Source organism: Marivita sp. S2033 (assembly GCF_046592965.1).
Classification (GTDB): Bacteria; Pseudomonadota; Alphaproteobacteria; order Rhodobacterales; family Rhodobacteraceae; genus Marivita.
Genome location: NZ_JBISBV010000007.1, coordinates 103,674 through 118,219, shown reverse-complemented (window position 1 = coordinate 118,219; position 14,546 = coordinate 103,674). Strand labels below are relative to the sequence as shown.

Sequence of the window (14,546 nt, the reverse complement as noted above, 5' to 3'; positions counted from 1 at the left end):
GTGGGAATCCAGGACGCGGATATCGCGACGCTGATCGCCACCGACAGTTTGCGCCGTCTTGTCACGACCTATTCGCGGGCCGTGGATCGCCGCGATTTTGAGCTGTTGCGCAGCCTTTACCATGACGACGCTCTAGATACGCATGGAAAAATGTTCGAGGGCGGCGCCGATGCCTATGTCGCGTTCGTGCAAAAGGCGCTCGCCGCCTACGAGATGACCGTCCACTACGTCGTAAACATGAATTTTGTCATCGACGGCGATGCGGCGCAGGGCGAGGTTCACAAGATCAACTGGCACCGCACCCACGCGGGCCAAGAGATCGTCACCGGCAGCCGCAGTCTGGACACCTATGCAAAGCGGGATGACGAATGGCGGTTTTGCAGCCGGTCGATCACGCTGGACTGGGCGCGCAAGGGGCCGATCGACGCTGCGGCCCATGCCGATTTCGCGGCCGGTTCGCCCGCCGGACGCGCGGGTCCGGAGGACCTGTCCTATCGGCTGCTTGACCAGTTTACACGCTTTTCCGAAAACTAATGGAGGACACCAAATGAGTTCTGACAAACCGCTTGCCGGAAAAATTGCCGCCGTGACTGGTGCCGGAAACGGGATCGGGCGGGCCTGCGCCATTGCCTACGCCCGCGCCGGTACAGATGTTGCGGCCTTTGACCGCGAGGAAGGCGCGCTGGCCGAAACCATCGAAATGCTCAAAGCCGAAGGCGTGCGTGCCACGGCCCTGCACGGCGATATGACCAAGATCGAGGTGGTTGAGGAGACTTTTGCAAAGGCCGCGCGAGATCTGGGCGATATCGACATCCTTTGCAACAATATCGGCCAGACCGCGCGTGAAAACTATTCGGATTTCTGGGAGGCAAAGCCGGAGACGCTGAAATTTGTCATCGACGTGTCTTTGATGGCGACGCTGATCTGTTCGCGGCAGGTCGTGCCGGGAATGCGCGAACGCAAGTCGGGCAAGATCGTGTCGATCTCGTCGGATTCGGCGTTCAACGGCGATATCGGGACGGTCGATTATGCATCGGCCAAATCGGGGGTGCTGGGGTTCACCCGTGCGTTGGCTCGCGAACTTGGGCCGTTCAAGGTCAACGTCAACGCCGTTTGCCCCGGCCCGACCAACACCCGCGCGATGCAACGGATTCCCAAAGACTCTTATGACCGCGCCCGCAATGCGATCCCGATGCAGGAATTGTGCGAACCCGAAGATATCGCAAATGCCGTGACATTCCTGTCGAGCGATCACGCGCGGTTTATCACGGGTCAAACCCTGCTGGTGAACGGCGGGCGGGTCTTCCACTGACACCGGCTTGGCCCCTTCCCGAAAGGGCGCGGGGCCGATAGTCCAAGCAGACGATGCTGCAGTGCAAAATCTTGGGCCAACTGGCAACATGATCACAACTGAACCCGAAAACGGAGGTCCGATGACACGCGATCTGCATACGCCGCTTTGCGAAAAACTAGGATGCCGGTTTCCGGTCGTCCAGACGGCCATGGGCTGGGTCGCGGATGCGCGACTGACGGCGGCAACATGCAACGCCGGTGGCTTTGGCTTTTTCGCAGGTGCCACGACAGAGGCCGGGGACGTTGAAAACCAGTTGCTGAAGATCAAGGACCTGACGGATAAACCGTTCGGCGTCAATTTTCACATGTTCCAGCCCAATGCCGACGAAGTGCTGGAAATGGTGATCAAGCATGGCGTGCGTGCTGTCAGCTATGGGCGCGGCCCGGATGCAAAGACCATCGGGCGTCTGCGCGATGCCGGTGTTGTTTGTATGCCCACCGTCGGTGCGGTGAAACACGCGGTCAAGGCGGTCGAGTTGGGCGCTGATGTGATTACCATTCAAGGCGGCGAGGGTGGCGGGCATACCGGGTCTGTACCCACAAGCATCCTGTTGCCGCAGGTTCTGGACGCGGTCGATGTTCCGGTGGTTGCGGCCGGTGGCATGTATGACGGTCGCAGTCTTGCGGCCGCGCTGGCCTATGGCGCTGCCGGAATTGCAATGGGAACGCGGTTCCTGCTGACAAGCGACTCTCCGGTCCCGCGCAGCGCGCTTGACCGATATCTGGAGACAAAAGACCCCGGTGTCATCAAGGTGACAAAGGCCGTGGACGGGATGCCGCAACGCTTTATCGAGAATGACGAAATCCGCCATCTTGAAAGCATGTCCCTGCCTGCGCGATTGGCGATGAGCCTGAAATACGCGCGGCAATGGGGTAAGGATGCAGGGCTTGGCCCGCTCGGTATGGCCAAGCTGGGCCTGAAAGTGGCGACCAGCGGCGAAAGCAGTTTTGCCCAGACGGTTATGGCCCCCAACCTTCCGACGCTGGTGCAGCGTGGCGTGGTTGAAGGCGATGCCGACAAAGGGTTGCTGCCAAGCGGTCAGGTGGCCGCCGCAATCGACCGGCTGGAAAGCTGCGAAGATCTGATTGCAGGCATCATGGCGCAGGCAAATGACAGGCTGGACGCGCTAAATGCACTGACGGGCAAACAAAATGGATGACGCGATGAGCCAGAAACAATTCCGCACCGAAATCGCCGATGGCATCGCCGAACTGGTGATCGAAAACCCGCCGGTGAACGCGTTGGACAGCGTCGGCTGGCGCAGTCTGAGCCAGGAGATCGACGCGCTTCAGGCCAATGGGGATGTGCGCGTTCTGGTCATTCGCGCCGAAGGGCGCGGTTTCTGCGCGGGCGTGGATATCAAGGAACTGCAACGCCATCCTGATCGCATTCCGGAAGTGAATGCCGGCAATTGGGAAACATTTCGCGCGATCCATCGCGGGCTGAAACCGGTTATCGTGGCGGCGCACGGCTATATTCTGGGCGGCGGGATCGGCATCTGCGGCTCTGCCGATATCATCTTATGTTCACCGGATGCGAGTTTTGGCGTGCCGGAAGTGGATCGGGGTGCACTGGGTGCAGGCGCGCATCTTCAGCGGCTGTTTCCTGCCCAGAAGGTCCGCCAGATGTATTTCACCGGCGAACCTATCGACGCTGCCGAAGCCTATCGTCTGGGGGCTGTGGAAAAAATTGTGCCTCGGGACAGCCTGCGTGATGCCGCTTTGGAAATTGCGGCGACCATCGCTGCGAAAAGCCCGATCATGATCCGCCTTGCCAAAGAGGCGTTGAACGGGATCGAGGACGGCGATCTGGAACATAAATACCGTTGGGAGCAGGGCTTTACCGCGCAGGCGTATCTCACTGCAGAATCGCAAGAGGCGCGCGACGCCTTTGTCGGCAAGAGGGACGCGGATTTTGAAGATGGCAAGGCCGGAAAGGCAAAGGCATGAGCGACGCAACATCGATTAACGCCCCGAAATACGTCGAGGGCCACGGCCTTTTGAACGGTAAATCTGTGCTGATTACGGCGGCGGCAGGTGTGGGTATCGGCTTTGCGGCTGCCAAACGCGCCATCGAGGAAGGGTGCCGCGCCATCATGATTTCGGATATTCACCAGCGGCGGCTGGACGAAGCGGCCGAAAAACTGCGTGCGATTGGCGGGGCAGAGGTGCACGCCCAGATCTGCAACGTCACCAACGAGGACGAAGTGAACGCGCTTGTCGACGCCGCCGAAAATGCGCTTGGCGGGATCGATGTGCTGATCAACAACGCAGGGATGGGCGGGTTTTCCACTGTCGCGGAGATGCCGGACGACCAATGGAACCTTGTCCTTGACGTCACGCTCACAGGTACGATGCGCATGACGCGCGCCGCACTGGCGAAAATGACACCGCGCAAGGCCGGTGTGATCATCAATAACGCATCCGTTCTGGGCTGGCGTGCGCAAAAAGGGCAATCCCACTATGCCGCTGCCAAAGCCGGTGTCATGGCGTTTACCCGCTGCAGCGCGGTCGAAGCGGCCGAGCACGGCATACGCATCAACGCGGTTTCGCCGTCGATTGCGATGCACGAATTTTTGAAAAAAGCCGCTGGCCCCGGCGAGCTTGAGGCGCTGACCTCGCAAGAGGCGTTTGGCCGGGCGGCCGAGGTCTGGGAAGTCGCCAACGTCATGATGTTCCTCGCCAGCGATTATTCCGGCTATATGGTCGGCGAAATCGTGTCTGTTTCCAGCCAGAGGGCGTAAGAATGGGGCTGGTCTTTTCATCGCCGCAACAGGCGGCGGATGCGGTTGGGTCCGATCTGGGATGTTCGGACTGGCTGCGCATTGATCAGGCGCGGATCGACACGTTTGCCGACGCAACGGGCGATCACCAATGGATTCACACCGACCCCGAAAAGGCGCGTGATGGCCCGTTTGGCGGTACTGTCGCCCATGGATATCTGACATTTTCGCTGATCAACAACTTCCTGCCCGACCTTTTTCGGGCCGAGGGTATGAAGATGGGCGTGAATTACGGCGCGGATCGCGTCCGGTTTCCTGCACCCGTGCCGGTCGGGTCGCGCGTCCGCGCCGCCGGTACGCTGCTCAAGGCCGACGTTCTTGAGGGCAATGCGCTGCAATCTACGGTTCGGGTGACGATGGAGCTTGAAGGTTCGGACAAGCCGGGCTGTGTCGCGGACATTGTGGGCCGGTATTATTTCTAAAACGAAAGCCGAGGTCATGAGTACAACACACGACGACATCCTGCTGCGTCTCGACAGGATCGAAAGCCGCGACGAAATCCGCCAGCTGATCTCGAAATACTCGCTGGCGCTGGACATGCGCGATCTGGATGCGATGGCCGGGCTGTTTGTGCCCGACGTGAAGGCGGGGCGCGACACCTACGGGCGTCAGGCGTTCCGGGACTGGCTGGATGATACCATGCGCAAACAATTCGATGGCACGTCGCACCATGTCGGCACCACGATCATCGAACTGACCGGACCGGACGAGGCGGTGGGAATCGTCTATTCCAAAAATGAACATGAAACCGGACCGGAATGGGTCATTATGCAGATGATGTATTACGATCATTACAAGCGGGTTGATGGGCGTTGGTGCTTTGCACGCCGCCAGCCGCTTTACTGGTATGCAACCGATCTGAACAAACCCCCCATCGGTGCGAGGAAAATACGCTGGCCGGGGCGCGAACCTTATGAAGGATCGTTCCACGCGCTGTTTCCGTCGTGGAAGGAATACTGGGATCGGAGCGGCCCGAACGAGGGCGCAATCGCGGAACCGGCCCCGCTGGAAGAATTCATCGAGACAATGCGCCGGGGCCAGACTGTAAGCGGGATACGGGTGCGTTAAACGGCTGGGTCCCTACAGGAAAAACAACAAAACCCCGGATCATTTCCGGGGTTTTCTTTTATTCTGATGGGATGGCCAGGCCTTTCAGGCGGCGTGGGGTGCGCCGCCACCGATCGCTGCAGCACTGTTCAGCACCATCCGGACGAGCTCTGTCTGACGCGAAATTCCGTTCTTGGAGAAAATCGACCGAAGATGCGCGCGCGCAGTGTTCCGGCTGATTTCCAACTCGATGGCGGTTTCTTCCAGCGACAAACCGGCGGCCAGTTGTCGTGTCACGGCGGCCTCTGCGGGGGTCAGATCGAACAACCGGCGCACGGCATCGCTGTCGAGCTCCAGCGCGGATTCGCGGTCGCGCAGATAAATCGCAACAAGGCGCTGCCCCTTCGGGCAGAGCGCGGGATCGACGCGGCGCGCCATGACGCCAAGCGTTTTCAGCCCGGACTGGCCTGTCAGCGCAAGACCGCCCTCGTGATCGTTTTCCTCACCTTCAGCAGTCGCGCGGATCAGCGCCTGCAATGTGCGGTCATCGGATGCATTGGTCGCGCGCAGTTTGCGGAAATGCAGCTGCAACCCGTCGCGGGCATTCAGTATTTCGCGGGCATGATCGGTCATGCGCAACAGGTGGCCCGACGCATCTGCCAGGACGAAACCGATGTTCATCCGGTCCATCGCGCCCGAGAACAATGTATTGTCCATCGCGGTATCGCGAAGGCGGTCTGCAAGGCTAAGGGACGATGACATCTGAGACGCGATCACCCCCGCCAATGCGGTTTCTTCATTGCCGAAGCGCGCAAGATCGCGGTCGCGAAAGATCCAGAGATTGCAATCTTCCGGCCCGGTTACGTCTTGGGAACCGGCAGCTTCGACAAACTGGTACCGGTCCATCAATTCGCGGATCGCGGAGGATCGGGCAAATGCGGCAGGGTCGCCATCATAGGAGACAGGGCCGAATGCGCTGTCTGCATGCAACGCGATATTGTCTGCAGCGTCTGGTGCCGACAGCAACACGATGCGCGCGTAAAAGTGGTCTTTGATGATATCGAGCAGTTCGGACACGGTTGCGCCGGTTGTGGCGCTGCGTGTCACATTGTTCATGAGATGCCCGAACGCGACTGCGGATTGTGAGTGATAAGACATAAGATACCCCCCTTGCGGCACGCGCTATGCGGCCCAAGCCATTTGTTTTTTGATGCAGTGCAAGGCGCATTCAAGAAAATGCGCGTTGAAGGACGCTACCGGCTCAGGCGGTGCGGTCTCGAATGGGTGAGATATTCGGTGTGGTCTCGCAGGCCATGTCATCCTCCCGGGCTTGCCAACTTTCATCATCGTGTCATTAGTTTTACGGTCTGTCAAATTATTTGTCACTGTGTCGAAAATTGCCGCAGTGCGTCAATATCTAGATGTTCAGAGCCAGACAAAACCTGAAAATATGGCGTGATCTCAGGCTTTTAATGCGTTTGGGTCGCTTGCCGCGTTGTCATCGCAATTTGCCCTACAGAGCATCCCGGCAGGGCGTGCAACGGCATTCCTGCTCTGCAGGACGCGGTGCAGGCGCGGGGGGAGAATCGCCATCTCTGGGGGATACAAAAAAGGCCCCGCCAGATCGGCGGGGCCTTCGTTATTGAAGAACGCAGGGGAGGAGCGCGTTCGACAAAACTGGTGTTTTACGAGTCGTTGCAATCGGCGCGCTCGACGAGACCATCCTCGCGCAGAATGTAGGGGTTCTTGACCACCACAATGGACTCCGGCGCAGGCAGGAAGTGGTTCGTTGCACTGGCCGACAAGGCTCCTGTCTGGACTTCGATCTGGTCGGCATTCTCTTGAAGCCAGTCGCGGATCGCCGTCCCATCAAGCGTGCCGGCGCCATTGGCAGCGGCCGCCAGAATCAGCGGCTGGATGTAGTAGGGGTTCAACGCCGGAGCGCCGCCCATCCGGTCAAGATTGTCGATACGCTCGTTGGCGCGGACCGAAAATTTGGCAAATGGCGATTCGCCGACCGCGTCGCCGGGGCAATATGTCATGCCGACGAACTGTGTGCTCATCACGCCCTCAAAGGCTTCCTCTCCCAAAAGCTCGGCATTGCCGACGGCATAGTTGGTCATTGTCTGGTTTGCCAGAACCGGAACGTCCCAACCGATATCCAGACGGTTTTCCAAAAGTTTGCGTGAATCGTCGCCAATCGAGTTGATCAGGAGAATCGCATCGGTCCCGGCGCTGCGCATCGAGAACAGCTGTGGCGTCATGTCTTCGGTGCGGAACGCAAATTCCTGCACGATCACCGGCTCGATGTCGCGGGTTTTCATGTAGTTCAGGATATCGCTGATTGCCGCCTTGGACATGCCGCCGTTGTCGGAAATCAGGCCCAGTTTCGTCGCGCCCAGCACGTCGATGGCATAGTCGATGTTGGCCTGCATCTGGTTCACGCCCGTTACCGAATCCGAGAAATGGTAGGGTGCGAATTCAGGCGTCAGCTCTGTTGACGCGGCCGTCGAAAGCTGCACGATCTGCTTTTCGGACGAAACCGCCGTAATCGGGATGGTTTCCTGACTGGTGGCCGGACCCACCAACAGCGACACACCTTCGTTTTCGATCAGCCGGCGCGCTTCGCTGACGCCATGTGTCGGATCGGTCATCGTGTCGGCCATAATAAGCTCGACCTGCTTTCCCAGGATGCCGCCGCTTTCGTTGATCTCTTCAACGGCCATTTCCCAGGCGAGTTTTGCGTTGATGCCGATGGATGCACCGCCCCCTGTCAGCGACATGATGCCGCCCATTTTTATGGTGTCATCTTGTGCGAATGTCGCGGTGCCAAGCATCGACAGCGCGGTTACGGATGCAGTCAGCGTAAGTGCTGTTCTGCGGGAAAGTTCTGGTTTCGTCATGTGGTGATCCTCCTCTGATGAAATCAGCAAAGCCGGGGCGGACGGTTCCGGCATCACTCATTCAGACTAGATCACGACGTGCACGGTGATTTTGGAGATCACGCCGGAGCGGTGTGGCGGCGCATGATGTCCAGGAAAAGGGGCGGTTCACCGCCGCCATGCACTTCAAGCGTCGCGCCGCTTATAAAGAGCGCCATCGGGGACGCCAGATAAAGTGCGGCTGCGGCAATGTCTTGGCCGCGCCCCATTCGCTGCATGGGCAATGCGGCGGCCAGTTCGTCCTGGGCCTGTTGCGATCCATAGCTGAGTTCGGTCTGTTCGGTTTCCATCAGCCCCGCGACAATTGCGTTCACGCGCACTTTCGGCCCCCACTCCTGCGCCAGCGATCCCGTCAGGCTTAGCAATCCCGCCTTGGCAGCGCCGTAAGCGGCAGTGGTGGGGGCCGGACGTTGCCCGGCGACGCTGGCGATATTGACGATGGACCCGCCTGTGTCCTGCTTGACCATCCAGGTATGGGCCGCCTGACACAGATGCAGCGGGCCGGTCAGGTTCAATGCGATGATCGCTTCGGAAAAGCGGGGCGATACGGTTGCGGCGTCTGCGGGTGGCGAGCCGCCTGCATTGTTGACCAACACGTCGACCCGGCCATGTGCCGCACCGACCGCATCAACAAGATCGCGGCACGATTGTGCATCACGCACGTCACATTGATGGAAAGTCGCCTGACGTCCGCGGCTTTCGGGCAGTGTGTCGGGCTGGGTGCGGGCACAAACCGCGACATTGGCACCGGCCTCAAGAAACGCTGTCGCAATATGGCGACCGATACCCTTTGTTCCGCCTGTCACGATGACGGTCTGCCCGTCCATCGACGGCAGATAGGAATTGGATTGGGGCAAAGCGAACTCCATCATTGTCTATGCGCGCAGGCCTGCGTCTTCGTGTTTAGCGGAAGAATACCATATGCAATTCGTCTTTTCGGACGATGTGGTGCGGCGTGCTCCGCTCTAGTTTTTCAAAGTCAGGACAGGGTTCATTCGCGGCCCGGATGGCAAGGAACAGGCAGCATATGACCGCACAACTCGCACCTGAAGACTTTACGACGATTCCCGCCCTTTGCGAATGGACTGCACAGACTTACGGTCATGATACCGCCATTGAGGACGGTGAAGTCACGTTGAGCTTCGTCGAATTTGACGCGCTGCGCCGCCGCATCGCGCGGGCCTTCATCGCCAGCGGGATCGAAAAGGGCGACAAGGTGATGATCTGGGCGCCGAACAGCTGGAAGTGGTTTGCCACCGCGATGGGGCTGGTCAGCGCAGGCGGCGTTCTGGTGCCCTGTTCGACGCGGTTTCGCGGGGCCGAGGTGGGTGAATTGATCCTGCGGTCCAAAGCGACGATGATGATGTCGACGGGCAATTTCCTTGACCGCTATTACCCTGGGATGCTGAGCGCGGAACAGCGGGCGCCATTGCGTGATCTGGTCGTTTTTGATGACGCGGCCGAGGGCGAGACCGGATGGGAAACCTTCCTGAAACGGGCAGACACCGTGGATGAGGCGGCGCTGGATACACGTACAGCCAGCATCGGGCCGGATGATCTTTGTGACACGTTGTTCACGTCGGGAACCACCGGATACCCCAAGGGCGTGATGTATGCCCACCGCCAATGCCTGCGTGCGATTGATGCCTGGGCCACGCGCGTCGGTATCCGGCGCGGTGACCGGATTCTGGTCATTCCGCCGTTTTTCCATGCTTTCGGCTATCGCTCGGGCGCGATCGTTTCGCTGATGCGCGGCGCGGTCATGATGCCGCATCTTACATTTGATCCCGCCGAAATTCTGGAGCGTGTCGCGCGTGACAAGATTTCTGTTATTCCCGGCCCGCCAGCGATTTTTCACGGCATGTTGCAAAATCCCGATCTGGCGAAATTCGACACCTCCAGCCTGCGTCTGGGCCTGACCGGCGGGTCTGTCGTGCCTGCGACATTGATCCGGCGGATGCGGTCCGAACTGGGGTTTGCGGGCGTCTGCAATGGCTATGGCCTGACCGAATGCGGCGGTTACGGCACCATGTGCTTTGCCGATGATACCGCCGAAGTCATCGCCAACACCGCAGGCAAACCGATGCCCGACACCGAGATCCGCATCAGATCACCCGAGGGTGCATTCCTGCCCGATGGCGCACCGGGAGAGATCGTGATCCGCGGATATCTGACCATGAAGGGCTATTTCGAAAATCCCGAAGCGACAGCCAAGACCATTGACGCAGATGGCTGGTTGTCGACGGGGGATATCGGGTATTTCGACAGCGATGGAAACCTGCGCATCGAGGACCGCGTGAAGGATTTGTTCATCACGGGCGGCTTTAACTGCTATCCGGCGGAAATCGAGCGGTTTCTCAGCGCCCATGACGCGGTGGGCCAGATCGCCGTGATCGGCGTACCGGACGACCGGTTGGGCGAAGTCGGCAAGGCCTTTGTCGTGCTGCGCCCCGGCGCGCATATCACCGAGGCCGAACTGATTGCCTGGTCGCGCGAGAATATCGCCAACTTCAAGGTGCCGCGCAGCGTTGTGTTTCTGGACGCGCTGCCCACCAGCGCGCAGGGCAAGGTGGTCAAGGACGAGCTTCGAAAACTGGCAGGGATCGCCTGAAGCATTCAAAGAACACGCTCTGACAGCAAATAGGGCAGGCGTTGGGCCTGCCCTGGATCATCAGGTTAGAACTTGGGCTGGAGTTATTTTGCCCCGTAAACCGGCTTGGCCGGATTGCGTTGGGCCAGCAACTCGGTGATTTTCCCGCCGATGGATACGGCGTCCCAGCGGCTTCCCTTGTCGAATTCGGGGCCGTCGGTCCAACCTTCGCAAATCCGGATGTTTCCCCCGAGAAGTTCGAACACCTGACCGGTCACTTCGGCGGAGGCCGTGCTGCACAGCCACGCCAGCAGCGGTGCCGAATTGTCGGGGTCGAAAATGTCAAAGCTGCCTTCTTTTGCCTGCATCATTTCGGCAAAGGCGGTTTCGGTCATTCGGGTGCGGGCGTTGGGCGCCAGAGCGTTGGCCGTGACGCCATAGCGCCCCAGTTCCGCCGCCTGCACCAGTGTCAAAGCCGCAATCCCGGCCTTGGCCGCACTATAGGCGCTTTGCCCGACGCTTCCCTGCAAACCGGCGCCCGAAGACGTATTGATGATCCGCGCATCGACCTTTTGCCCCGCCTTGGACTGCGCGCGCCAATGATCCGCAGCGTGGCGGCTGATGCAGAAATGGCCGCGCAAGTGAACGCGCAAGACAGCGTCCCATTCCTCGGGCGAACACGACACAAACATGCGGTCGCGTACAAAACCGGCGTTGTTGATCACGCAGTGCAGATCGCCGAAGGTGTCGATGGCGGTGCGCACCATTCCCCCGGCCGCGTCGAAATCGGTGACGTCGTCAAGGTTGGCAATCGCCTCACCGCCCATCGCGCGGATTTCCTCCACGACCTGATGCGCCGGTTGTTCGCCGGTTTCATCACCGTGCGTTCCCACACCCAGATCGTTCACGATGATCTTGGCGCCCTCTGCCGCAAGCCCCAGCGCATAGGCACGGCCCAGACCGCGCCCCGCGCCACTGATGATGACGACGCGATCCTTGCAAATTCCGCTGCTCATGTCCGGTTCTCCTGTTTCAAGTATTTTTGGCCAGCCGCACGGCACGGGCCTGACCGGCATTGCGCCGCCGTCCGTCCTCGGGCTGGGAAAGCGGTGTGCATTCCACAAGGGCCGCGCGGGACCGGTCGGCCAGTCTTTGGTATTCACCGTCGCCGTTGTTGCGCCAGCCGATCGCGGCCGGGTCTAGGGCGCGGATGAACCGTGCGGGATTGCCTGCGATCAGGCTTGCGGGTTCGAACTGCGCGTCGTTCTTGACCAAGCTCAGCGCCGCAACAAGGCTGTCCTCGCCGATCTCGGCTCCATCCAGCACAACGCTGTTCATGCCGATCAGCGCGTTCACACCCACATCGCACCCGTGCAGGATCACCCCGTGCCCGATTGTTGCGCCGCGCCGCACGATGCAATCGGACCCAGATCCGGTGTGCATGGTGCAGTTGTCCTGAATGCTGCTGTCGCCTTCGATGGTGATCCGGCCAAAGTCGCCGCGCAGTGACGCACCCGGCCCGATATAGCACCGCGGGCCAATGGTGACGTCGCCAATCACAGAGGCGGTCGGGTGCAGGAATGTGGTCGGATCGACTACGGGCACGAGACCTTCGAACGCGTAACAGGGCATCGCTTAAAGCCTTTCGATGATGGTGACATTGGCCTGCCCGCCGCCTTCGCACATCGTTTGCAACGCATAACGGCCCTTGCGCCGCTCCAATTCGTTCAAAAGCGTTGTCATCAGGCGGGCACCGGTGGCACCGATGGGATGGCCAAGCGCGATTGCGCCGCCGTTCACATTGACCTTGTCATGCGGAATACCAAGCTCGCGCATCCAAGCCATCGGAACGGATGCAAACGCCTCATTGCATTCAAAAAGGTCGATATCCTCTACCGTCAGGCCGGTCTTTTCCAGCGCGTGGCGGGTGGCGGGAATGGGCGCGGTCAGCATCCAGACCGGATCTTTGGCCCGCACCGTCATGTGATGGATACGCGCACGCGGGGTAAGGTTATGCGCCTTGATCGCGGCATCTGACGCGATCAGCAGGGCGGCGGCCGCGTCGCATGTCTGGCTGGCGACTGCGGCTGTGATGCGTCCGTCCTCCATCAGGGGGTTCAGCTCTGCCATTTTTTCCAGCGTGGTGCCGCGGCGTGGCGTTTCGTCTGCGCTCAACTCTCCGATGGGCGCGATCTCGTTGGTGAAGAATCCGGCGTCCATGGCGGCAATGGCGCGGTCATGGCTGGCAAGCGCGAATTCTTCCATTTCCGCGCGGGTGCAGTTCCACTTTTTCGCGATCATCTCTGCCGACAGAAACTGGTTGACCGGCTGGTCGCCAAAACGTGCTTTCCATCCGGGCGAGGTGCTGAAGGGATCGGGAAACCCGTATTGCTGGCCTGCGAACATTGCGGCGGATATCGGAATCGCGTTCATATTCTGCACGCCGCCGGCGACGACCAGATCCTGAACACCGCTCATCACGCCCATGGCGGCAAAATGCACCGCTTGTTGCGACGACCCGCATTGCCGGTCGACCGTGACGCCCGGCACATGTAGCGGCAAACCGGCAACAAGCCAGCAGGTCCGTGCAATATCGCCAGCCTGACTGCCGATGGTATCGCAACAGCCGTAGACCACATCATCCACCGCGCTCGGATCAATGCCTGTCCGCTCCATCAGGGCCTTGATCGGCACAGCGCCCAGATCGGCGGAATGCATGTCGGCCAGCGCGCCTTTCTTGCGTCCGACCGGAGTGCGGATGGCATCGACGATATAGGCTTCAGGCATCGGACTGTTCCTTTGCAAATGTATGGTCCGGCCCAAGGGGGTGCGTCAGCACGCGGTGCGCCACCCGTGAGCGATGAAACGCGGGCGTACCCCAGGCATTTTCCAGCGCGATGGCGCGTTTGAGGAAAAAATGCACGTCGACTTCCCAGGAATACCCCATGGCACCATGCACCTGAATCGCGGTGCGCGCTGCCAGATCGGCGGCACTGGCGGCGGCAATTTTGGCATGGCTTACGCGGGCACGTGAAAAATCGTCGTGTTGTGGAAGGGCGGCGGCGGCCGCATAGACCACAGGGCGCGCAAATTCGATTTTGACCTGTGCGCTGGCCAACTGGTGCTTGACCGCCTGATAGGATCCGATCGGCTTTCCGAACTGTTTGCGTTCCTTGGCGTAGTCCACAGCCAGATCGACGCAAGCCTGCGCCATACCGGCCAGTTGCGCGGCTGCAAACACCGCGCCGCGATCCAGTGCGCGGTCCAGAAGCGGTTGCGCATCGCTGGTCAAAAGGCGCGCGTCTGCGGGATCAAAACCGACGGAGGACAGGCGACGGAACGGGTCGATGCTGGGCTGTGCAACCAGCGTGGCGTTGTCAGGATCGACCAGATAAAGCGCGCCGTCATGCGGCATCAGGATCGCGCCGGCGGTATCGGCGTCGGCAACAAACGGATTGGCGGGATGGCCGACAGCGACGGTGATTTCGCCGTCCAGCGCGCGGGCAAGCTCGGCGGCGTCGGGTGCCGCTTGGGCCAGCAAAGGCAGCGCAACGGCGGTGTTTTCAACCAAAGGTTCAGGCAGCGCAGCATAGCCGCAGGCCTCTGCGGCGCGGATGAAATCTGCCGGTCCCAGACCCAGGCCACCCGCGCTTTCCGGCACCAATGCGCCACTCAGACCCATTTCGACGATGCTTTGCCAGCGGGCATCGTCACGCGGCGTTCCCGCGGCCATCAACCGGCGCAGATCGGAAGGTGTGCACAGTTTGGCCAGCAGGTTGCGGATCACATCCGCGGTCATGTCCTGCTCTTCGCTGAAATGAAATTCCATGA

15 protein-coding genes are annotated in these 14,546 nt (G+C 60.3%); 8 read left to right on the top strand and 7 right to left on the bottom strand.

Going from position 1 to position 14,546, the window contains the following annotated elements:
• From ACGKZZ_RS13180 to ACGKZZ_RS13150, 7 genes are all read left to right on the top strand, one after another.
• Positions 1–534 (top strand): nuclear transport factor 2 family protein, encoded by a 534-nt coding sequence (locus ACGKZZ_RS13180; protein WP_411224039.1) that lies wholly within the window; start codon positions 1–3, stop codon positions 532–534.
• Positions 535–547: 13 nt separating this feature from the next.
• Positions 548–1,312: an SDR family NAD(P)-dependent oxidoreductase gene (locus tag ACGKZZ_RS13175; RefSeq protein WP_411224038.1), complete on the top strand. Its 765-nt coding sequence runs from the start codon at positions 548–550 to the stop codon at positions 1,310–1,312.
• Positions 1,313–1,433: 121 nt separating this feature from the next.
• Positions 1,434–2,513, top strand: a complete 1,080-nt coding sequence (locus ACGKZZ_RS13170) for an NAD(P)H-dependent flavin oxidoreductase (protein WP_411224037.1) — start codon at positions 1,434–1,436, stop codon at positions 2,511–2,513.
• Between the two features lie 4 nt (positions 2,514–2,517).
• On the top strand, positions 2,518–3,303 hold the full coding sequence (locus ACGKZZ_RS13165) for an enoyl-CoA hydratase family protein (RefSeq protein WP_411224036.1): 786 nt from the start codon (positions 2,518–2,520) through the stop codon (positions 3,301–3,303).
• Positions 3,300–4,097 (top strand): SDR family oxidoreductase, encoded by a 798-nt coding sequence (locus ACGKZZ_RS13160; RefSeq protein WP_411224035.1) that lies wholly within the window; start codon positions 3,300–3,302, stop codon positions 4,095–4,097. Before ACGKZZ_RS13165 ends, ACGKZZ_RS13160 begins: the two co-directional genes overlap by 4 nt.
• Positions 4,098–4,099: 2 nt before the next feature.
• Positions 4,100–4,558: a MaoC family dehydratase gene (locus ACGKZZ_RS13155; protein WP_411224034.1), complete on the top strand. Its 459-nt coding sequence runs from the start codon at positions 4,100–4,102 to the stop codon at positions 4,556–4,558.
• 16 nt (positions 4,559–4,574) lie between these two features.
• Positions 4,575–5,204: a nuclear transport factor 2 family protein gene (locus ACGKZZ_RS13150; protein ID WP_411224033.1), complete on the top strand. Its 630-nt coding sequence runs from the start codon at positions 4,575–4,577 to the stop codon at positions 5,202–5,204.
• Between the two features lie 84 nt (positions 5,205–5,288).
• Here ACGKZZ_RS13150 and ACGKZZ_RS13145 read toward each other — a convergent pair whose 3' ends face one another.
• The 3 genes from ACGKZZ_RS13145 to ACGKZZ_RS13135 all read right to left on the bottom strand — a co-directional run bounded on the left by ACGKZZ_RS13145 (position 5,289) and on the right by ACGKZZ_RS13135 (position 8,997).
• Entirely contained in the window at positions 5,289–6,341 is a 1,053-nt protein-coding gene (locus ACGKZZ_RS13145) for a helix-turn-helix transcriptional regulator (protein ID WP_411224032.1), read from the bottom strand.
• 527 nt (positions 6,342–6,868) lie between these two features.
• Entirely contained in the window at positions 6,869–8,086 is a 1,218-nt protein-coding gene (locus ACGKZZ_RS13140; protein WP_411224031.1) for an ABC transporter substrate-binding protein, read from the bottom strand.
• 98 nt (positions 8,087–8,184) lie between these two features.
• Positions 8,185–8,997 (bottom strand): SDR family oxidoreductase, encoded by an 813-nt coding sequence (locus ACGKZZ_RS13135; RefSeq protein WP_411224030.1) that lies wholly within the window; start codon positions 8,995–8,997, stop codon positions 8,185–8,187.
• A 155-nt stretch (positions 8,998–9,152) separates the two neighbouring features.
• Here ACGKZZ_RS13135 and ACGKZZ_RS13130 point away from each other — a divergent pair, with 155 nt between their 5' ends.
• The gene (locus tag ACGKZZ_RS13130; RefSeq protein WP_411224029.1) at positions 9,153–10,736 is read left to right on the top strand and encodes a FadD3 family acyl-CoA ligase; all 1,584 of its coding nucleotides are present in this window, start codon (positions 9,153–9,155) and stop codon (positions 10,734–10,736) included.
• A gap of 83 nt (positions 10,737–10,819) precedes the next feature.
• On the opposite strand, the gene ACGKZZ_RS13125 is transcribed toward ACGKZZ_RS13130, so the two are convergent.
• Genes ACGKZZ_RS13125 through ACGKZZ_RS13110 form a run of 4 tightly spaced genes read right to left on the bottom strand, consistent with a single transcriptional unit; the run spans position 10,820 to position 14,544 of the window.
• On the bottom strand, positions 10,820–11,731 hold the full coding sequence (locus tag ACGKZZ_RS13125; protein WP_411224028.1) for an SDR family oxidoreductase: 912 nt from the start codon (positions 11,729–11,731) through the stop codon (positions 10,820–10,822).
• A 16-nt stretch (positions 11,732–11,747) separates the two neighbouring features.
• On the bottom strand, positions 11,748–12,347 hold the full coding sequence (locus ACGKZZ_RS13120; protein WP_411224027.1) for a gamma carbonic anhydrase family protein: 600 nt from the start codon (positions 12,345–12,347) through the stop codon (positions 11,748–11,750).
• A 3-nt stretch (positions 12,348–12,350) separates the two neighbouring features.
• Entirely contained in the window at positions 12,351–13,502 is a 1,152-nt protein-coding gene (locus ACGKZZ_RS13115; protein ID WP_411224026.1) for an acetyl-CoA C-acetyltransferase, read from the bottom strand.
• Positions 13,495–14,544 (bottom strand): acyl-CoA dehydrogenase family protein, encoded by a 1,050-nt coding sequence (locus tag ACGKZZ_RS13110; RefSeq protein ID WP_411224025.1) that lies wholly within the window; start codon positions 14,542–14,544, stop codon positions 13,495–13,497. Before ACGKZZ_RS13110 ends, ACGKZZ_RS13115 begins: the two co-directional genes overlap by 8 nt.
• Positions 14,545–14,546 lie beyond the last annotated feature (2 nt).